Raw genomic sequence first — 20,590 nt, 5'->3', positions numbered from 1 at the left:
ACGGAGCGATGGCGATACCCCTGCCCCGCCCGTTACACGCACTGACCGCCGCCGAGCTGACGGCGGCAGCCAAGGACCGGCGCTGGCCGAAGTGGCAGACCATGGCCCTGCTGCACTCGCTGAAACTGCCCGTTCTCAACGCCTGCCTCATCCCGCCCGGCCACAGCGCGGACGCCGTCCGCACCGCCGCCCACGTCCTGGCCGCCGCCACCGGCACCCAGACGCTGATGATCCGCTCGGACGGCGGGGTGGAGAAGAAGCAGTACTACCGAGGCGGCAACACCTTCGCAATCGAGGAGATCGGGCCGAGGGCCGCCGCCCTGCTGGCGGACGGACGGGCGGTGATTCTCGCAGAGCCCACCAATCGCTTCACCAACCGCCTCACCGTCCTGATCCGCATGGACCAGCCCGGCCCCGGCCGCCCCGGTTCGCTGACCCTGGAGGCCCTTGGGCCCGGCTACGACGTCGCGGACCTGACCCGCGGGCAGATCCCGCCGCAGGTCACCGCCCACCTCGACGACGTCGACTTCGCCCACTACCAGCCACCCCGCTGGCACGAGTGGAAGATCACCGAGGACCAGTGCCCCGGCGGCGAGGACGCCCGCCGCACCCGCCGCCTCGAGCAGCTCGCCACCCAGACCCTCACCGACGGCGGCCACCTCGACGGCGAGGTCGGCGCCGAGCACGCCGAGAGCTGGCTGCGGCAGCGCGGCTACCTGCACCTGTTCGCCCCGCAGCCGACCCGCGAGGCCCTGGCCAAACGCGCCCGCCGGCTCTTCGAGGACGCCTTCTTCCTCGCGATGTCCCAGCCGAACCGGAACTGGCACTGCCTGGCCACCGCATTCTCCGTCTTCGCCGAGCCCCGCACCATCTACTGGGACCTCGTCGACGGCGAACGCAAGTACGCCGCGACGGCACCGGCCGCCGCCCGACAGCAGGGGCGGGCAGCATGAACACCGAACCGATCTACCTCGACCACCAGGCCACCACCCCGCTGGACGAGCACGTCCTGGAGGCGATGCTGCCCTTCCTCACCCGTGAGTACGGCAACCCCTCCAGCCCGCACGCCTTCGGACGCACCGCCGCCAAGGCCGTTCGCACCGCCCGCCGCCAGGTCACCGACCTGGTCGGCGCCAAGAGCGAGCTCGAGGTCGTCTTCACCTCCGGCGCCACCGAGGCCAACCACCTCGCGATCGTCGGCGCCGCCCTGGCCGCCCGCCCGCGCGGCGGGCACATCGTCACCACCGCGATCGAGCACAAGGCCGTCCTCGCCGCCTGCCAGCGGCTGGTCGACCACCACGACTTCACCCTCACCCGCGTCGGCGTCGACAAGCACGGCCGCGTCCACCCCGCCGACATCGCCGCCGTCCTCACCCCGCACACAGTGCTCGTCTCGGTGATGCACGCCAACAACGAGATCGGCACCCTGCAACGGCTCGCGGCCATCGCCGAGATCACCGCCCCGCGCGGCATCATCCTGCACACCGATGCCGCCCAGAGCGCCGGCTGCGGATTCCTCGACGTCGCCGAACTCGGCGTCGACCTCGCATCCTTGTCCGCCCACAAACTCCACGGTCCCAAAGGCATCGGCGCCCTTTACATCCGCGGCGGCACCCGACTCACCGCCCAGCAGACCGGCGGCGGACAAGAACGCGGACTGCGGGGCGGCACCCCCAACGTCCCCGCCATCGTCGGCTTCGGCGCCGCCGCCCACCTCATCACCACCGATGCCGTTCCGCCCCCGACCCGCGTCCGGGCCCTGCGCGACCGGCTCCAGGACCGCCTCCTGGCCGCGATCCCCGGCGCCACCCTCAACGGGCACCCGCACCGGCGGCTGCCCGGGAACCTCAGCCTCACCCTCCCCGGCATCGCCGCCTCCACCGGCTCGGCCTGCAACGCCGGAAGTGGGGAGCCCTCCCATGTCCTCACCGCGATCGGCCTCACCCGCGACCAGGCCCGCGCGACCCTCCGGGTCAGCCTCGGCCGCACCACCACCGACACCGACATCGACCAAGCCGCCGACCTCATCACCCGCACCGCGCACACCCTGATCCCGATGACCGCCACCGCGGCCTTGAACCGCCGCCCGAACCGGGCCGCCCCTACGGAAGCTCCCTCAAGGCCCGCCGGGGCGGCCTTCGAGCACCCTCCCCCGTCTCGGCAGCGGCACGAAGGCGCCCCCGCTTTCCTTAAACGAACAGGTCAGAGCGTTAAAGGAAAGGCCCGGCGCCTGGACCCTCGCCCCACGCGCAGGCCGGTTGTCAGTGACGGCTGCGACGATGCCGGCACGGGCACGACAACCGGAGAAGATGAGGAGCAGCACCGGTGGGGAAACCGCACAACGTCGACAAGCCGGTCAACCGCGACGACGCCCCATCTCCCTGACGTTCTATGACGTCGACTACGAGCGCGGATCCCGAGCACACGGACGCAGCGTCGCAGCCGCCCCTCCCGAAGGAGGGCTCATCGGCCGAGCCGGCCTGGTCCACGCCGACTTCGACGGCGAACACTTACGGATCACCGGCTACGAGATCATCACGGGCCCCCATCCCGCAAGCGCTCTGATCAACGCACTCCACGGCAAACAGCTGATCGTGGGCCAGGGCATCCTCACCGCCGACCTGCGGGCCGCCGCCATGGTCACCCCGATCCCCAGCCAACTCCTGAACCGCACGATCGACACGCTCGCCTTCGCCCACCGCATCCGCGGCGGCCCATTCCCCACCGGCTGCAACCTCGACGACCTCGTCAAGGAGAACCTCGGCGAGATGCGGTGCAGGGTCCGCTTCCCTACCTCCGCCCCCGGACTGCGACCCGGCGGCATCAGCGGAATGTCGCCCGAGAGACACGACGCCGACCCACGCGAGGACGCCATGCTGGTCGCCCGGACCTGGGAGGCGCTGGTCACCACCCGCACCCTCGCCTGGGGCGCCGGGAAGCCGTTCTGGACCCACCGTGACGGCGACACCCGCCCCGGCACCGCCGCCGGATCCGCGGAGCTCGACGGCGAGCACATCGCCGAACTCACCGGAGAACAAACCCAGATCGAGGCAGCCGAATGGGCCGCCCGCATCCGGGAGGAGGGTCGCATCATGCGCCCCACCACCCCGAGCATCAACGGCCTGCTGCTGGCCAACCTGGCCGCCGCCTACATTCCCGTCCCCGAGCCGGTCCGGATCATCGCCGACACTCTCCAGGCCGCGGGCGAGATCCCCTCCGACCGAGTCCTGCAGGCCGAAGACCTCTACATGGCCTGCCAATACCTCGGCACCCAGCAGAACCTCGACGTTCGCCACCGCAGCGCGACCGGCAAGAAGCTCACCAAGCCTCTGCGTGAACCCGTCGCATGGGCTCTCTGGCAACTCACCCACCCGGAGTGGACAGCCGCCCACGGCACTGGCGCAAAGAGGCAAGGACGACCGCCACCGGCCACATCCGGCTCCAGGAGCTGAAGAAGGAGCGAGAACGCATCCGCGGGCGGCTCGCCGCTCTCGTCGACTGAGTACTACCGTGGTCTAGACGCTGAGGACCGTGGGCTCTCAGAAGTGAGGCCAGGTGACCTGGGGCATTACCGGGAGCCTGGCCTCGCGCTCTGTTCGTCATCCTCTGCCGTCACAGCGGGGACCCCAGAGAGATACCAAGCAACACGCGCAGACCGGCTAGAGAACGTTTGCGACCACAGGGCTGAGCACGAAGAGCGATGGTCACAGCCATTCGTCCACCGCGGCGACGAGGACGGCCGCCTCGTACCGGACCCCGAGCCCGCCGGGCCGTCAACACCTGTCATCCGCCTTCCCGTTCGGGTGATCTACGGCGCGTCGGGAGGATCTCGGGGCGGTATGGGCAGCCTCCAGGCGTCCGAATCCTGGGAGGGGAATTCGTGGGAGTGTCACGCGAGTACGGCGCCATCAGCGAGGGGCCGACGTCGGCCGATGCGGCGGGGACGCTCGCACTGCCCTATCCCAGCGGTTGGTCCGCGCTGGCCTTCTCCGACGAGTTGCGTCCCGGTGCTGTGCTCACGCGGCCCCTGGCGGGCCAGGACGTGGTGCTGTACCGGCTCGGGACGGGTGCCGTCCGTGCCGTCCGTCCGTACTGCCCGCATCTCGGTGCGCATCTGGGTCTGGCGAAGGTCGACGGGGACGATCTCGTATGTCCCTTCCACTTCTTCGCTTTCGGCCCCGACGGCACATGCGTGCGGACGGGGTACGACACGAAGCCTCCGAGGTCGCCGTTGGCGCAGCTGCCCGTGCACGAGGTCAACGGTGCCGTCTTCGTGTGGCGGCACCATGACGGCCGGGCACCGGACTGGTTCATTCCCGAGTGGCACGAGATCGGCCACCGACCTGCCCGGAACGCCACCTGGGAGCTGGCAGGCAATGTCCAGGAAGTCATCGAGAACTCGGTGGACCTCGGGCATTTCGCCACCCTGCACGGCTGGGCCAAGGCCGAGATCGGCGGTCCTGTCAGTTACGACGACGCCTCGTTCCACGTGTCCATGCGGGCCCACGAGTCGGCGCCGCTCCTCGGCGACTTCGTCGTCGATGTGGAAGTGGACGGTTACGGACTCGGTTGCCTGCACGCCGACGTGCACACGCCTCGGCTCGGGCTGCGGATGTGCACGATGGTCATGCCGACGGCGATCGCCCCCAACCGGATGCAGTTCCGTCAGAAGAACCGCATCGCCTTCACCGAGGCGGCCCGGCTGCCGGCCCCTCTCGCCCGTGTGGTGAGCCGAACCGCCGCCAGGCTGCTGGACCGCGCCGTCTTCCGGTCGAGTTGCGAATTCACCGCGGCCGACTTCCCGATCTGGCACCACAAGCAGTACCAGCAGCCGCCCCGGCTCGCCCCGGGTGACGGGCCGATCGGTCCCTTCCGGCGCTGGGCCCGGCGGTTCTACCCGGTGCCGGTGGGAGCGGAAGAACTCGGTTCGGCGGCGACGACGAACGAGGCAACGGAGCTGATGGGCCCGCCGCGCCCCGAGAACTCGTAACACGGTCTCGCAGCGCGGAGCGGCCGGTCGGGGGGCGCTGTTGAACAGATCGCGGCTGCCGGTGCCAGGGCCGTTTACCGCTACGCCGGAGTCATGCCGGAAATGAGGCTCGGCCACCAACGTTCTGAAGCAGCCCTCCGGTGCCGCAGCCTGCCCGGACACCGGTCAGTCGTTCCGAGGCGTGTGAAGTGGTGGAGCGGCCACACCGGTGGCTCGCTCGCCTGATGGGTCGGCCTCATCGCGCCCGGCCGCCGCCGGTCGACGGCGCAGTTCAACCGCGTCCCGGAACGAGTGTGCGGGCGCCTCCCGCCAGGGCGGCGCCCGCACCCCTACCAGGTCACCAGAAGCCGCATCGGGCTGCGGGAAGTGGAGCCCAAACGCCAGGCGACCCTGTCCGGCGGCTCCGCGATCCTCAAGCCCGGGAATCCGGCGGCCAGGCGGTGCAGGGCCAGTTGCAGCTCCAGCCGGGCCAGCCAGGCGCCCAGGCAGTAGTGCGGTCCGGCGCCGAACGACAGGGTGGGGGCCTCCATCGGAGCGAACAGGTCATCGAGCGGCCCCTTCGAGAAGACCGCCGGGTCCCGGTTGGCCATGCCGCAGTCCGCGACGACCACCGCGCCCTCCGGAATGGTCACGCCGCCCACGTCGACGGCCGCGGACGCCCGGCGTACGCTCCCCCGGTCGTCGCCCAGGGGGACCAGGTGGAGCAGCCGGTCGGCCACCGCCCCCGCCGCCGCCTCGTCGGCGCCGAGTCGGGGCCAGCACTCGGGCCGTTCACCGAGCAGGTAGAGGAGGGAGTTGCCGAGCATGGTCATCGTGCTGTCGTGGCCGCCCACCACCAGTCCGCAGACCAGGCTGACCAGCTGGGCCTCGGGGATCTGGCCCTCCTCGTCGGCGGCCGCGACCAGGCTGCTGACCAGATCGTCCCCGGGCTTCAGACGCCGCTCGGCGAGCAGTTCGGCACCGAACGCGGTGAACTCGGCCAGCGCGGCGGCCACTTCGGGCGCGGAGTGGGAACCGTCCGAGAAGGCGTGCTCGCTCCAGTGCCGCAACCGGCCCCAGGCCGACGCGTCGAGACCCATCAGCCGGCTGATCACCGCCACCGGCAGCGGGAGGGCGAATTCGGCGACGATGTCCACCGGCCGCTGCCCGCGGTCCAGTTCGTCCAGGAGCTGTTCCACGATCGTGGCGATCCAGGGGCGCCAGCGGGCGACGGCCCTCGGGGTGAACGCGCGGCGCAGGGTGCGGCGCAGTCGCAGGTGGTCGAGGCCGTCCTGGTTGAAGATCAGGTCGGGGTTGTTCACGAGACCCGGCGCGTCCGACAGGGCCGGACCGTCCGCCGCGTACAGTTCGGCGCGGCCGAACCGGGTGTCGGTGAGGACCTGCCGCACATCGGGATATCGGCTCACCAGCCAGCCCGGGGACCCGTCGGGCAGCGTCATGGTCCGGGGTGGGCCGGGTTCGCCGAAGTCCAGCCGGTGGAGCGGGGGCAGCGGCTCGTCGGGGCCGGCCTTCGTGGTGCTGTCCGCGGCGGGCACGGTGCCTCCTGGTGTCGTCGTCGTCCGTTGCGGCAAGGGCTGTCCCAGCGGTCCCGGTGCATCGGCGCCCGGCGCCGGACGCGGTGCGTCGCAGGGCGGAGGGACATCCGCGTACTGGATGTATTCGGGTGCTCCGACAGCGCGGCGAGGTGCCGTGGTCGTCGTCGCGCGCCCGCCGGGGATCGTGGGACAGCCCTTACGGGTCACAGCTCGACCAGTACCTTTCCCAGGTTCGCCGCCCGGTCGTGATACAGACTCCCGTAGGCGGCCGGGATGTTGTCGAAGCCGCTGTGGAGGGTGTGGTCGAAGACGACCTCACCCCGGCGGATCCGGCCGCCGAGTTCGGTGTGGAGTGTCTGCCAGTTCTCGTCGGTGAACCATTCCAGGGAGAAGATGCCGCGTACCGTCGTGCGCGGGAACATGATGTACGGCAGGAGCCGGGGGCCCACGGCGTCCCGGCCCACCTGGGTCGCCCACTGCCAGCAGACGGCGACCTGGCTGTTGATGTTCAGCATGGAGAACACCGCGTCGGTCACGGCGCCGCCCAGGTTGTCGAAGTAGCGGTCGACACCGTCCGGGGCCGCCTGTGCGAGCGCGTCACGGATGCTGTCGGGGCTGTCCCCGTGCCGGTAGTCGACGACCGCGTCGAAGCCGAGGCCGGTGAGGTGGCCGGCCTTCTGCGGGCTGGATGTCGTACCGATCACGCGTGCTCCGGCCTGCCGGGCCAGCTGGCCGACCAGTGTGCCGACGGAGCCGGAGGCGCCGCTGATCACGAGGGTGTCACCGGGGCGGATCGTCATGAATTTGGTCAGTGTGCCCCAGGCCGTCATGCCGGGGCCGCCCATCGCGCTCAGCGCCGTCGGCAGCGGAAGGGCGTCGTCGTACCAGCTGGGGTCGAGGCGGCGGTAGGCGGGGAAGACCATCGGGAACGTGCCGGTCTGCCAGAGCGTGGCGGCGCCCGTGCCGATCACATGGGAGCGCCAGCCCCCGAACCCCTGCACCAGGTCGCCGGGCCGGTGCGCGGCCAGGGGTCCGGCCTCCAGCACCTCCATGATCGAGTCGGCCCCCATGTGTCCGCCGAGCGGAGTGTCCAGGGCGATGCCCTGGAGGTACGGGTCCACCGAGACGTACAGCGTCCTGAGCAGCATCTCGTCGGGGGCGAGGTCCACGTCGAGGTCCTCGACGACCTTCTCGTAGACCCGGTCGGTGTCGGGAACACCCTTGACGTGCTCACGGACCACCCACTTCTTGATCTTCATTTCGCTTCCCTTCCCATGCCTGCGTGCTTCCCGACCGGAATGACGAGATGGGTCGGCGGCGGCCCTGTCCGGTCGATGGAGGCGGTGAACGTCCTGTCGTCGTCACGGCAGATGAACTGCACGACGTGCCGGCCGGCCGCCGCGGCGCGGATCAGCCCGCCCGTCGTCGCCCAGACACCGGACTGGTAGAAGTTGCTCAGCCCCGGCAGTCCGGGGCCGTGTTTCTTGACCAGTTCCTCCAGCGTCTCCCCGCTCTCCACGAACGGCTGCCAGCCGAGGACGGTCCCGTCGTGGTTGCCCGTGTAGCGGACCTGGGTGAGCGGGCTCGACACGTCGCGTACGGCGATCGCGTCCTCGATGCCGGGGTAGCGCTCCTCCAGGAATTTCACGAGCGCCACGCGGGCCCGGCGTTTGGCGGCGTAGTAGCCGCGTCCGTGGCGCACGGGCAGCGTGTGGAGTTCCTGGCCGCCGCGGGCGCGGCTGATCTGCTCCGGCCCTTCGTCCAGTGCGCGCCAGGGGGCGATGTCGCAGAAGTACGTGGCGTAGATGACGGTCGTCTCCTCGGGGGAGAGTTCCGGGTAGTGGCTGCTGCGGAACTGGACGTTGATGCTCGGGTGGCGGATGCCGGTCAGCTCGGCCGCCTGGGCGTCGTCCAGCAGATACGTCGTGCACGGGTCGGCCTCGGGGAAGGCGCGTTTGAGCCCGAGGAACAGGGTGAAGTAGCCGGGGAACACCATGCCCGGTTCGTGGATGGTCTCGGTGTAGAGACGGCGGTAGGCGTCGTTGAGATAGCGCCCGCCCAGGAACTTCATCATGGTGGTGTGCCCGTCGCAGGCGGAGACCACGATGTCGGCCCGGATCTCGCGCCCGTCGCTGAGGCGGACCCCGACCGCCCTGTCCCGCTCGACGAGCACCTCCTCGACCTTGGCGTTGTACGTCACCTCGCCGCCGAGGCGCCGGTAGCGCCGCTCGATCGACTCCGCCAGTCCGAGCGAGCCGCCCTCGGGCACACCCGCGGACAGATTGGCGTGCGAGGCGAGCTGGAAATGGGTGGGCAGGACGGGAAACGCCGGGTGTTTCTCGTACAGGACGAAGTTGAACGCCTGGCGCAGCAGCGGGTCCTTGAACTTCGCCGAGTAGTCGGACATGAGCACGCTGATCGACTTGCGGATGGAGTTGAAGTACGGGATGAACGAGGCCAGCATGCGCCAGCGTTCGGTCCGTCCCATGAGTCCGACCGGCTTGAGGAAGGGATAGACGGCCAGACACTTGCGAAACGCCCGGAGCTGTTTGCAGAACTCCTTGATCTGTTTCGCGTCGGCGGGCGACAGCTCGGTCAGATGGGCCTGCAGCCGGTCCGGGTCGGAGTAGAAGTACACCGCCCGGCCGTCCTGTCCGCGCACGATGTTGAAGACGTCGAAGTGGCGTACCTCCTTGCCCTGCAACGCGCCGAGCTCCAGCCAGATCTGATGCATCTCGTTGCCGGGGCCACTGCCGAGCAGCCAGCTGACGCAGGCGTCCAGAGTGAAGTCCCCCCGTTCCCAGGCGGTGCAGCAACCGCCGGGGATCTCGTGCATCTCCAGGATCTGGGTCCGGTAGCCGTTCAGCTGCGCGTAGCAGCCGGTGGAGAGCCCACCGAGCCCCGCGCCAATGATGATCATCGTTTCTCTGCCGCGCGGCGAACGCGCCATGGACTCGCTCTCCTCAGTGTTCACGGGGCGACGTCCTCCTGGGGGGAGCGCCGGTCGAGCTGGGGCAGTTGTCCGAGCTTGCCGGGGTGCCAGGGCTCCTTGCCCTCGCTCTCCCAGGCCGTGAACTCGACGCCCAGCTCCTCGCACAGGTACTGGGTGGCGAAGCGGCCGGTGGACGCGGCGCGGATCAGGCCGCCCATGCCGACCCACTGCCCGGCCATGGAGAAGCCGCTCAGTCCGGGCAGCCGCATGCGGTCCTTGCCGACCAGGTCGGTGGCCACGTCGTCGGCGTCGGAGAACGCCTTCCAGGCCAGGATCGAGCCGTTGTGATTGCCCGTGTACCGCTTGGTCGTCGCCGGTGATGCCACATCGACCAGTTCGATGCGCTCGGCCGTGCCCGGCCGCAGGCGCTCCAGGAAGCGCCGCACGAAGTCGGCGACCTTGCGCTTCTGCGCCCAGTACGCCTTGCGGTCACTGGCTCGCAGCGCCTTCCAGTAGGCGAAGTCGCTGAAGTAGGTGCAGTGGACCACCGACTTCCCCTCGGGTGCGAAGCCCTCCGAGTAGCGGGAGCGCAACTGGACGACCAGGCTGTTCTGGAGTGCGCCGGGCAGTTCGGCCGCGTCGGCGTCGGAGAGCAGGTACGTGGTGCTGTGGGCGTCGTCGTCGGGGGCGTAGTCGCCCCGGATGCCGACGAAGGCGGAGACGACCGCGGGGAACAGGGTCCCCGGGCGGTTCAGCAGGTCGTTGTAGAGCTTGTCGATCCGGGGGCCGGTGTACTGCCCGCCCAGCAGCCCGTAGATCGTGGTGTGGCCGTCGCAGGCCGACACGACATGGTCGGCGTAGTACTTCCTGCCGTTGCGGAGTTGGATGCCGATGGCCCGGCCGTCCTCGACCAGTACCCGCTCGGTCCGGGCCCGGTAGGTGATCGTGCCGCCGAGCCCGGTGTAGCGTTCCTCGATGGACCGGGCGAGCCCGAGGGAACCGCCCTGCGGGAAGCCCGCGTTGTGGTGGTACGCGCTGGCCATGTTGAACAGGTACGGCAGCAGCGGGAAGCCCTCCGGGTCCTGGAAGAAGATGTTCCGGAACGCTCTGCGCAGCAGTGGGTCCTCGAAGCGGTCGGCGAAGGTGTGCATCGGGGTGGCGGCGGTGCGCCAGAAGAGCCGGAACGCCGGCAGCACGGTGCGCAGCGTCGCGGCCTTCTCCCGTACGGTCCGCAGGGCGGGTGCGGTCAGGAACGGGTACAGCTCGATGGCGGTGAATCGCCGCAGATCACGGCAGAAGGAGCGGATCAGCCGTGCGTCGGCCGGCGAGACCCCGGTCAGATGGCGTTCCAGCCGGGCCGGGTCGTTGTAGAACGTCACCGACCGGCCGTTCTCGTCGACGACCTTGTTGAACAGCTCGAAGTTGGTGATCGTCTTGCCGTCGAGCGCGCCCAGTTCACGCCATACCCGGTTCGCGTCGTTCCCGTCGGCCGTACCGATCAGCCATTCGATGCAGTAGTCGAAGATGTAGCCGTCGCGTGCCCAGGCCGTGCAGCAGCCACCGGGCAGTACGTGTTTCTCGAAGATGCGGGTCCGCACTCCGCTCATCTGCGCGTAGCAGCCGGTGGACAGTCCGGCGACACCCGCGCCGATGACGATGACGCGGGGCTTGCTGCCGGCCGCCCGCTGTCGGGTGCTCCAGTCGGGCTCGTGGTCATCCGGCATGGTCCGCGCCCCCCGTCAGGATGGCGCGTACCAGGTCGGCGTTGCGGGTGAGGTGTTTGGCGTCGAGCATGTCGGCGTGGGTCCCGGAGCCGCGGAGCACGGTCGTACCGGTGGTGGAGCTGCCGTGCCAGGTGCCCCGGGCGCCTTCCGCGTAGAGCTCGGTCTTGTCCTCGTCGGTCACGATGCTGACCGATGCCGCGACCGTCCCGGTGTTGGGGGTGCGGCCGCAGAAGGCGAGGTACTCGGCGGCGTGTTCGAGTGTGGCTCGGGCGACGATCTCCGATCCGGTGTGCTTGTGCAGATGCCTGCCGAGCTCCGCCTCGAAGGTCTTGATCCCCTCGTCGCCCGGGACGTAACTCTGCAGAATGCGGCGCGAGTCCAGCACGACGACGTGGTCGACCTGGCGTCCCCGGCGTTCCATCTCCTTGGCGACCTCGAACGCGAGGTTGCCGCCGAGGGAGTAGCCGAGCAGGAGGCAGGGGCCTTCGGGCTGGGCGGACTCGATGAGATCCGCGTAGCGTGCCACCTTGTCGTCGCCCGGTACGTAGTTGAAGGCGATGATCCGGTACTGCGGGAGCGCTGCCGAGAGGTTGCGGTAGACGAGGCCGTGGCCGCCGGCCGGGGGGAAGCAGAAGACGGTCGGTCCGGCCTCGGTGTTGAAGGTCAGGCAGGGAAGTTCCTCGGCCGTCGTGCTGTGGATGAGTTCCTCCACGGTCGCGGCCATCCCGTGCAGGGTCGTGGCCTGGTAGAGCCGGCTCACGGGGATGCTGATGCCGAACTCCGTCCGCAGGTGGTGGAGCAGTTCGATCAGCTTGATCGAGCTTCCGCCCGATTCGAAGAAGTCGTCCTCCAGGCCGGCCTGTTCGAGGCCGAGCAGCGATTCCCACTGCCGGGCCATGCTCGTCTCGTAGAGGGTGACCGGCGCTTCGTGGGGCCGCTCACGCTCCCCGGCCCGCGGTACGGGCAGCGCGGCTATGTCGACCTTGCCGTGGGGGGTGAGTGGAAGGTCGGTCAGTTCGGTGAAGCTGGACGGGATCATGTACGTCGGCAGGGCCGTGGCGAGATGGCGGCGCAGGGTGCGCCGCTCCAGGACCGCGCCGGGCTCCGCGACGCAGTAGGCGCACAGCGTGTCGTCCCCCCGGCTGTCGGGACGGACGGCGACGACCGCTCGGGCGAGGCCGGGCATGCTCGCCAGATGCGCCTCGATCTCTCCGATCTCGATGCGGTGGCCGCGCAGTTTGACCTGGTTGTCCATCCTTCCGAGCAGGTGCACGCGGCCGTGCACGTCCCAGCGTGCGATGTCGCCGGTCCGGTAGAGGCGTACGGGAGCGGCGTCCGGCTCGTGGCTGAGGGTGCGGGTCACGAAGCGCCGGGCGGTCTGCTCCGGATCACCGGCGTACCCGATGGCGATGCCTTCGCCGCCGATCCACAGTTCGCCGGGGACGCCGGGCGGGACCGGTTCGCCGTGTTCGTCGAGGACATGGAGCGTGCTGTTGGCCAGGGGCCTGCCGATCGGGACCATCAGACCGGGTTCCAGGTCGTCCACGGGGCCTTCGAAGCAGGCGCTGTCGATGGTCGCCTCGGTGAGGCCGTAGGAGTTGATCAGTCGGGTGCCGGGCCCGCACAGGTCGCCCAGCCGCCGGTACTCGGCGACTTTCCACGCGTCCGAGCCGACCACCAGGAGCCGCATGAAGTCCAGCCGCTTCCCTTCGCGGGAGCAGTGGTCCATCAGCCCCCGCACGATGGCCGGGACGAACTCGGCGCAGTCGACGCGCTCGGACCGCATCGTGCGGTAGAGGCGCGGTGTGTCGAGGATGAGATCGCGGTCGGCCAGTACCAGGCTGCCGCCGGAGCACAGGGCGCGCACCAGGTCGCCGGTGAACACGTCGAAGGACGGCCCGGCCATCTGGAGGTGTACGCGCACGTCCTGCTCCAGCCGGTACTCCTCGCGCCATGCCTCGTACGCCGAGGCGAGGCTGCGATGGCTGACCTGTACGGCCTTGGGGCGGCCGGTGGAGCCCGAGGTGTTGATGATGTAGGCGGGGGCGTCCAGGTCGTTCGTCCCCGGCAGGGCGGTCCCGTCCGTCTCGGTCGCGCGCAGCTCCTCCAGGGTCACCGTCGTGGCCGGCAGACCTGCCGCCCACTCCCGGCGGCCGTCGTCGGCGATGACGACGAGTCCGGCGTCGGCGGTACGCAGGATGTGGGCGACGCGCTCGGCGGGCTGGTCGGGCTGGATCGGCAGATAGGCGCCGCCGGCCTTGAGGACGGCGAGCAGGGTGACGATCAGCTCCGGCGACTTGTCCAGGCAGAGAGCGACCACGGAGCCCGCCGTGACTCCCAGTTCACGCAGCCGGCGGGCCCTGGCCGTGGCGCGGCGGTCGAGTTGTGCGTACGTCAGCCGGGTCGCGGCGCCCCGTGGGGAGGGCACCGAGACGGCTGTCGCGCCGGGATGCGCGGCGGCGACGTCGCTGATCACCGTGTGCACCGGCCGGACGGGGCCGGGTTCCCGGTCCGTACGGCCCGGGGGCAGGGCGAGCCGGGCGGCCCCGCTCCACTCGCCGACCAGTTGTTCGCGTTCCTTGGCGCCGAGCATCGTCAGCTGCGGCGTGGGCCGGACGGACGGGGCCCGGGTCATGCTGTCGAGCAGATTGATGTAGTGCGCGGCCATCCGTCGCATGGTCTGCGGCAGGAACAGGTCGGTGTTGTACTTGAAGACGCAGTGGAACCGGCCTTCCGCCTCGTCCTCGTACGCCGACAGCGTGATGTCGAACTGGCCTTCCTCCTCGGGCAGTTCGATGTACTCCAGGCGGTATCCGTACTTCTCGGTGGCCACCTTGTGGGTGAGCAGGATGAACATCGCCTGGAACACCGCGGAGCGGCTGGGGTCGTGCTGGAGGCCCAGCTCCTCGACCAGCAGGACGAAGGGGTACTCCTGGTTGTCCAGCCCGTTCAGCACGGCGGTGCGGACCTGGTCCAGCAGATCTCCGACAGTGGGGGCGCCGGAGAGATCGGCGTGCAGCGGGAGCGGGTTGACGAAGTACCCGTACACGGGGGCGAAGTCCTGCTCGGTGCGTCCGGTCACCGGGCTGCCGACGATGATGTTGTCCTGCCCCGAGTAGCGGTGGAGCAGGATGTAGTAGGCGCTGAGCAGGACCATGAACGGGGTCACGTTGTGCTCGCGGGCCAGCGTGTGGACGCGGGCGCTGAGTTCGGAGTCGAGCGTGAAGAACTCCGAGGCGCCGTTGTGCGTCTGCACGGCCGGGCGCGGCCTGTCGACCGGCAGGTCCAGCAGCGGGACCTCGGCGGGCAGGTGGGAGCGCCAGTAGTCGAGCATTCCCCCGGCCTCCCGGCCGGCCAGGAATTCGTTCTGCTTGTTGAGGAAGTCGAGGTAGCGGGTCCGCACCGGCGGCAGCGCGTGCTCCTGCCCCTTCTTCAACGCCTCGTACACGGCGAACAGTTCCTCGATGAACGTGAACGTCGAGATCGCGTCGGAGACGATGTGGTGCACGGCCTTCATGATGATCCAGCGGTTCGTCTCCCGCCTGAAGAGGCGGAAGCGGACGAGCGGATCACGTTCGAGGTCGTAGGGTTTGCGGTATTCGGCCACGATCGTCCGGTGGATGCTCTCCCAGTCCTGGCCCTGGACGTCGAAGAGGGCGAGGTCCGGGTCGACGTCGGTGGACACCTGCTGTACGGGGCGGCCGTCCTCCAGGAAGAAGTTGGTGCGCAGCGCGGGATGCCGTGCGATGAGCCTGCGTACGGCCTCGAACATCAGGTCCGGGTCGAGTTCGACGCGGACTTCGACCGCGCCGCCGATGTTGTAGGCGTAGCCGTCGGGGTTGAGCTGCTTGAGGAACCAGAGGGCCTTCTGGTTCTGCGTGAGGGGATAGCGGCGTTCGTCGGTGAACACCTCGATGCTCGTCGCGCCGGTGGGAGCCGCGTCGGTCGCCACCCGTTCGACGAGCCCGTCGTACAGCTGCCCGGCCAGTTCGCCGACGGGGGTGCCGCTCAGCAGGGCGACCACCGGCAGGGCGATCCCCAGTTCGGCGTGGACCTTCGCGCGCAGCTCCATCGCCAGCAGGGAGTCGAGGCCCAGCATGCCGAGTCCGGTCGACGGGTCGATCTCCTCGGCCGCCGTGCGCAGCACGGTGGCACACAGGCCGGTGAACCGTGCGGTGACCAGCGCGCGGCGTTCGTCCTCGCCGGCGTCACGGAAGGCGTCGAGGAATCCGTCGCCCCCGCCGGTGACCGGTTCCCGCGCGGCCGCCGCCAGTTCGCCGACGAGCGGGGGCGGGGCGGCGTACCAGGCGAGGAAGGTCTGCCAGTCGACGACCGTGGCGACGAGCAGCTGGGCGCGGTCCTGGCCTATGACGCGTTCCAGGACGCTCATGCCGACGTCCGGTGCGAGCGAGCTCATCCCCCGGCTGTTGAGGTAGTGGTCGACCAGGCCCAGTTCCTCGATCATGCCGGTGGCCCAGGGGCCCCAGTCCAGGCTGAGGGCGGGCAGGCCGTGGGCCCTGCGGTGGTGGGCCAGTGCGTCCAGGAAGGCGTTGCCCGCCGCATAGTTGGTCTGGCCCGCGGTCGTCAGCAGCGAGGCGATCGAGGAGAACAGGACGAAGTGTTCGAGAGGTTCGTCGCGCAGGTGGCGGTGCAGCAGGTAGGAGCCGATGACCTTGGGGTCGTGGACCGCGTCGAACGTCGGCCGGTCCATGTCCGCGATCAGGGTGTCCCGGACCTGTCCGGCGAGGTGGAACACCCCTCGGATCGGCGGTGGGTCACCGCGCCGGTGTGTGTCGAGCCAGGCGGTGAGGGCCTGCTCGTCGGTGATGTCGACGGGTGCCAGAACCGTCTGCGCGCCGAGTGCCTCCAGTTCCCTCAGGAGCGCCACGGCCCGGCCCTGCGGACCGGCGGGGCCGGTCGCCCGCCACTCCTCGCGTGCCGGAACCCTGGTGCGGCCCATCAGGATGAGCCTGCGGGCGCCCCGCTTGACGAGCGTGCGGCACAGCAGCCTGCCGAGGGCTCCGAAGGCGCCGGTGACCAGATAGCTTCCGTCGGCGCGCAGGCGCAGCGGCAAGGGGCGGGTCAGTCCCTCGGCCGTGCGGATGCGGCTGGTCGCGCGGCGGTCGCCGCGCAGTCCGATCTCCTCCTCGTCGTCGGTCAGGAGCTCGCGCAGCAGCGCGTCGGCGTCGGCACGGCGCCCTGCGTCGTCCTGCGGCCGCGCGGGGTCGAGGTCGATCAGTTTGCCCCGGTGGGCGGTCAGTTCCTGGTGGCGGAGCACGCGTCCGACGCCCCAGGCGGGCGCTCCCAGCGGCTCGACCGGCTCACCGGGTGAGACGGGCTGCGCGCCGCGGGTGACGATGTGCAGTCTGCCGCCCTCTCCCCTGGCGAGGAGGGCCCTGGCGAGGGCGATGAGGGAGTACGTCCCGGTGCCGCTGTGCCGGGCCAGGTCGGCGCGCCGGCATTCCGCGATGTGGGGCAGATCGAGGTTCCAGAGATGGACGACGGTGCCGCGGAAGGGTGCGCCGTCCTGTTCCAGGTCGGCGAAGAGCTGTTCCAGGTGGGTGGCGGATCCGGGTTCGACGGTGAATTCCCGGCCGTCCCCGCCGCGCCCGTATGCGGGTCCCGGGCGTACGGTGCGGCAGCGTTCACCGCGTGCGGTCACCAGCGCGGCGAACGCGTCGCCGACGCCGCCCGTATCGGCGAGAACCAGCCAGTCGTGCCCGTCGCCGGTGGCGTGGGCCTCCTGCCGCTCTCCCCCGTCCTGCGGGGCGGCCGCGTCCCACGGCCGGTCGATCCAGGTGGTCTCGGCCAGCCAGGAGTCGATGGTGCTCCGGGCGACGGCTGTCGACGCCTTCTCCACGTCGGCCGCGCGGAAGCCCCGGATACGGCCGAGTGCGGTGCCGTCCTGTGCGTACAGCGTGATGTCGCCGACGAGTTCGTTCCCGTCGTCGCCGGACACGGTGCCGTGCGCCCACAGCGGCTGGTCGCCCACCGGGTCGAGGCTCAGCTCGTCGAGTGACAGCGGGAGCCGGATGCCGGTGCTCTGCGGCTGCTCGCGGTCCGTGAGGATCTGCGGCGTCAGCAGGGACTGGAAGCAGGCGTCGAGCAGTACGGGGTGGATGTGGTGGCGGGCCGCGTCGTCACCGATCGCCTCCGGGGGACGGATGCGCGCGAGGACTTCGCCGGAGCCGATCCACACCTCTTCGATGGCCTGGAACGCCGGGCCGTAGTGGTAGCCGAGGGCGGCGAGTGCGGCGTAGCACTCCGGGCCGTCGAGCCGGCGTCGGCTGCGGGCCCTGATCGCCTCGGCGTCGAGCGCCGGGCCGGGTGTGCGGCGCTGCCCGGCACGGACCACACCGCTCGCGTGTACGGTCCGCTCCGCGTCCGGGTCGGGTACGGACGCGATGGTGAAGGCCGCGTTCTCCAGGGACAGGGACAGGTGCACCGTCCGGTCCTCGCCGTCGGGCAGGAAGAGGGCCTTGCGGAGATCGATGTCGGCCAGGACGGCCGCGTCGCCGCCGGTGAGCGCCCGTACGGCCTGCGTCGCCATCTCCAGGTAGCCCGCCGCCGGGAAGACCACGGTGTCCTGGATCCGGTGGTCGGCCAGATACGGCAGCGCCTCGGTGTTGAGCCGGACCTGCCAGGCGGGTTCGGCGTGGTCCGTGCGGCGGCCCAGCAGCGGGTGGTCGACACGTCCGAGGCGGACCTGTGCGACCGGTCCGGGCTCCGTCCAGTGGCGGTCGCGCTTCCAGGGGTAGCGGGGCAGTGCGACGGGCTCCCCGGTGGGCTGGAGCACGTCCCACGCGACGCCGACGCCCGCGTTGTGCAGCGTCGCCAGTGAGGCGGCGAAGCGCTCGGGTTCGTTCTCCTTGCGGCGCAGCGACGGTACCGCCGTGCCGGGCCGGCCCCTGCTGTCCAGGCATTCGCGGATCGCGTGGGCGAGCACCGGATGCGGGCCGATCTCCAGGAACAGGCTGTGGCCGTCGTCGGCGAGCCGGTCGACCGCCGCGCGGAACCGCACCCGGTCACGGACGTTCTTCCACCAGTACCCCGCGTCCAGTTCGACGCCCTCGGCGATGCCTTCCTGGCCCGTGAGATACACCGGTACCCGCGCCGGACGCGGCGCGAGGTCCCGCAGCGAGGTCAGCAGGTCGTCCTTGATGCGGTCCATGCCGGGGCTGTGGTACGGGACGCGCACCGACAGGAACCTGGTGAAGACCTGCTCGGCCCGCAGCTCGTCCGCCAGCAGGGTCAGCGCCGCCTCGTCGCCCGCCAGGGTCACCGCGGTGGGGCTGTTGACGGCGGCCACGGACACCTGGTCCCGGTAGGGGCGGACGCGGCGCTCCGCCTCGTCCTCGGGCAGGCTCACGGCGAGCATCGTGCCCGTACCGTCGAGCGTGTGCTGCAGGCGGCTGCGGTGCACGGCGATGCCGACCGCGTCCTCCAGGGAGTAGACGCCCGCCTCGTGGAAGGCGGCGATCTCCCCGGTGCTGTGCCCGACGACGGCGTCCGGCCGCACTCCATGGGCCCGCCACAGGGCGGCGAGACCGATCTGCACGGCGAAGTTGGCCGGCTGCGCCAGCCAGGTCTCCCCCATGCGCGAGTGTTCCTCGTCGGCCGTCATCTCCTCGATCAGCGACCAGCCGGCGATCCTGCGGATCTCGCGGTCGCAGGCGGTGACCACGTCGCGGAACACCGGTTCGCTCGCGAACAGCCCCCGGCCCATGCCCCACCACTGGGGGCCCATGCCGGTGAAGACCCAGACCAGGCGCCGTTCCGAGGCGTCCAGCCGACGTCCCTGGAGCACGCGGGGGTGCGGCTCGTCCCGCAGGTACGCGGCCAGCGCCTCGTCCAGGGAGGCGCGCGAGGAGTAGACGACGGACAGCCGTGACTCAAGATGGCTGCGACGGTGCGCGAGCGTATGGCCGAGGTCGGCCAGCGGAACGGCCCGGCCGTTGCTCCCGTCGAGCTCCCTGCGGATGCCCGCCGCCACGTCCGCCAGCGCTTCGGGATGACGTGCGGTCAGCGGGAGGATGCTCCAGGTCCGTTCCGCCCGAGGCGTGGGCGGGGCGGCCGGTGCCGGGCGCGGAGGTGCTTCCTCCAGGACGACATGGGCGTTGGTGCCGCCGAAGCCGAACGAGTTCACTCCGGCCCGTGCGGGACCCTCGTGCTCGGGCCATTCGGTCAGCCGGGTGGGGATGTCGTACGGCGCGGCGGCGAGGTCGATGGCGGGGTTGATCCGCTCCAGGTTGATGTGGGGCGGGATCGCCCGGTGTTTCAGGGACAGGGTGGTCTTGATCAGCCCGGCGATTCCGGCGGCCGACTCGGTGTGCCCGATGTTGGTCTTGACGGAGCCGACGTAGCACGCGGCTCCGGGGCTGCGTCCGATGGCCAGGGCGCGGGCCAGGGCGTTGGCCTCGATCGGGTCGCCGACCGGCGTCGAGGTGCCGTGCGCCTCCATGTACTGCAGCTCGCCGGGGGTGATGCCCGATTCGGCGCAGACACGCTGGATGAGAGAGATCTGGGACTGCGCGTTCGGCACGGTGATGCCGTTGGTGTGGCCGTCCTGGTTGACCCCGCTGCCGAGGATGACGGCGTGGATCGGGTCCCCGTCGTCCAGCGCGTCCCCGAGCCGCTTGAGCGCCACCAGGCCGACTCCCTCGGCCCGTACATAGCCGTTGGCCGACGCGTCGAACGTACGGGAGCGGCCGTCCGGCGAGAGGAAGCCGCCCTTCGTCTCCGCGATCGTGTACTGCGGTGCCATGTGCAGCAGTACGCCGCCCGCGAGCGCGAGATCGGTCTCGCCCTTGTTCAGGCTCTGGCACGCGAGGTGCACGGCCACCAGGGACGAGCTGCACGCGGTGTCGATGGAGAGGCTGGGGCCGCGGAAGTCGAAGCAGTACGAGATGCGGTTCGACACCATCGTCATCATGGTGCCGGTCGCGGTGTGCGCGGCCAGCGTCTCGAAGCTCAGATCGGAGAACTGCAGGATCTTGTAGTCCAGCGTGAACGCCCCGACGAAGACAGCCGTGTTGCTCCCGGCGAGTTCGGCGGGCCGCTGGCCGCCGTCCTCCAGCGTCTCCCAGGCCACCTCCAGCAGTTTGCGCTGCTGCGGGTCCATGTGGTCGGCCTCGCGCGGGCTGATGCCGAAGAAGGCCGGATCGAATTCGTCGAAGCCGTCGATGTATCCGCCCCGGCCACCTGTCAGGCGTCCGGGTTTGTCCTTGTGTCCGCTGCCGAGTGTGGTCACGTCGTACCGGTCGGCCGGGGTGGGCGTGATGCAGTCCTTGCCCTCCACCAGGTTCTGCCAGAACGCCCGATGGTCCGACGCTCCGCCGGGCATACGGCAGCCCATGCCGATGATCGCGACTTTACCCCGTAAAGCGTCGTTGATCGCGTCAGCCAAGTT

General features: G+C 70.3%; 9 protein-coding genes. 4 read left to right on the top strand and 5 right to left on the bottom strand.

Annotation, left to right across the window (positions count from 1 at the left end; all coding sequences use genetic code 11):
* Window positions 1-8: 8 nt before the first annotated feature.
* From A6A29_RS19480 to A6A29_RS19465, 4 genes are all read left to right on the top strand, one after another.
* The gene (locus A6A29_RS19480; protein ID WP_073721419.1) at window positions 9-953 is read left to right on the top strand and encodes a hypothetical protein; all 945 of its coding nucleotides are present in this window, start codon (window positions 9-11) and stop codon (window positions 951-953) included.
* The gene (locus A6A29_RS19475; RefSeq protein ID WP_241838548.1) at window positions 950-2,395 is read left to right on the top strand and encodes a cysteine desulfurase family protein; all 1,446 of its coding nucleotides are present in this window, start codon (window positions 950-952) and stop codon (window positions 2,393-2,395) included. Before A6A29_RS19480 ends, A6A29_RS19475 begins: the two co-directional genes overlap by 4 nt.
* On the top strand, window positions 2,310-3,452 hold the full coding sequence (locus A6A29_RS19470) for a hypothetical protein (protein WP_073721417.1): 1,143 nt from the start codon (window positions 2,310-2,312) through the stop codon (window positions 3,450-3,452). Before A6A29_RS19475 ends, A6A29_RS19470 begins: the two co-directional genes overlap by 86 nt.
* Before the next feature lie 428 nt (window positions 3,453-3,880).
* A complete protein-coding gene (locus A6A29_RS19465; RefSeq protein ID WP_079182865.1) occupies window positions 3,881-4,990 on the top strand; it encodes a Rieske 2Fe-2S domain-containing protein in 1,110 nt (369 codons plus the stop codon).
* Window positions 4,991-5,319: 329 nt separating this feature from the next.
* Here the strand turns inward: A6A29_RS19465 and A6A29_RS19460 are convergent, their stop codons facing one another.
* The 5 genes from A6A29_RS19460 to A6A29_RS19440 all read right to left on the bottom strand — a co-directional run bounded on the left by A6A29_RS19460 (window position 5,320) and on the right by A6A29_RS19440 (window position 20,587).
* Window positions 5,320-6,525: a cytochrome P450 gene (locus A6A29_RS19460; protein WP_073721415.1), complete on the bottom strand. Its 1,206-nt coding sequence runs from the start codon at window positions 6,523-6,525 to the stop codon at window positions 5,320-5,322.
* Window positions 6,526-6,728: 203 nt separating this feature from the next.
* On the bottom strand, window positions 6,729-7,784 hold the full coding sequence (locus A6A29_RS19455; protein WP_073721413.1) for an MDR family NADP-dependent oxidoreductase: 1,056 nt from the start codon (window positions 7,782-7,784) through the stop codon (window positions 6,729-6,731).
* Window positions 7,781-9,445, bottom strand: coding sequence for a phytoene desaturase family protein (locus A6A29_RS19450; RefSeq protein WP_073721783.1), 1,665 nt, complete (start codon window positions 9,443-9,445; stop codon window positions 7,781-7,783). The genes A6A29_RS19455 and A6A29_RS19450 overlap by 4 nt, the downstream gene beginning before the upstream one ends.
* A gap of 50 nt (window positions 9,446-9,495) precedes the next feature.
* Window positions 9,496-11,181 carry a phytoene desaturase family protein gene (locus A6A29_RS19445; protein WP_073721411.1) on the bottom strand — a complete coding sequence of 562 codons (1,686 nt, stop codon included), beginning with the start codon at window positions 11,179-11,181 and terminating at the stop codon, window positions 9,496-9,498.
* Complete coding sequence (locus tag A6A29_RS19440) at window positions 11,171-20,587, bottom strand: non-ribosomal peptide synthetase/type I polyketide synthase (protein WP_073721409.1); 9,417 nt, start codon at window positions 20,585-20,587, stop codon at window positions 11,171-11,173. Before A6A29_RS19440 ends, A6A29_RS19445 begins: the two co-directional genes overlap by 11 nt.
* Between the last annotated feature and the right edge of the window lie 3 nt (window positions 20,588-20,590).

The organism is Streptomyces sp. TSRI0281 (genome assembly GCF_001905125.1).
GTDB lineage: Bacteria > Actinomycetota > Actinomycetes > Streptomycetales > Streptomycetaceae > Streptomyces.
The sequence above is the reverse complement of the archived record's forward strand: the minus strand, read 5'-3'. Positions and strand labels throughout refer to the sequence as shown.

Excerpts from the sequence above, each read along its gene's own strand:
- A6A29_RS19480 (WP_073721419.1), top strand. The coding sequence starts at position 9 with ATGGCGATACCCCTGCCCCGCCCGTTACACGCACTGACCGCCGCCGAG.
- A6A29_RS19475 (WP_241838548.1), top strand. The coding sequence starts at position 950 with ATGAACACCGAACCGATCTACCTCGACCACCAGGCCACCACCCCGCTG.
- A6A29_RS19470 (WP_073721417.1), top strand. The coding sequence starts at position 2,310 with ATGAGGAGCAGCACCGGTGGGGAAACCGCACAACGTCGACAAGCCGGT.
- A6A29_RS19455 (WP_073721413.1), bottom strand. The coding sequence starts at position 7,784 with ATGAAGATCAAGAAGTGGGTGGTCCGTGAGCACGTCAAGGGTGTTCCC.
- A6A29_RS19450 (WP_073721783.1), bottom strand. The coding sequence starts at position 9,445 with ATGATCATCATTGGCGCGGGGCTCGGTGGGCTCTCCACCGGCTGCTAC.
- A6A29_RS19445 (WP_073721411.1), bottom strand. The coding sequence starts at position 11,181 with ATGCCGGATGACCACGAGCCCGACTGGAGCACCCGACAGCGGGCGGCC.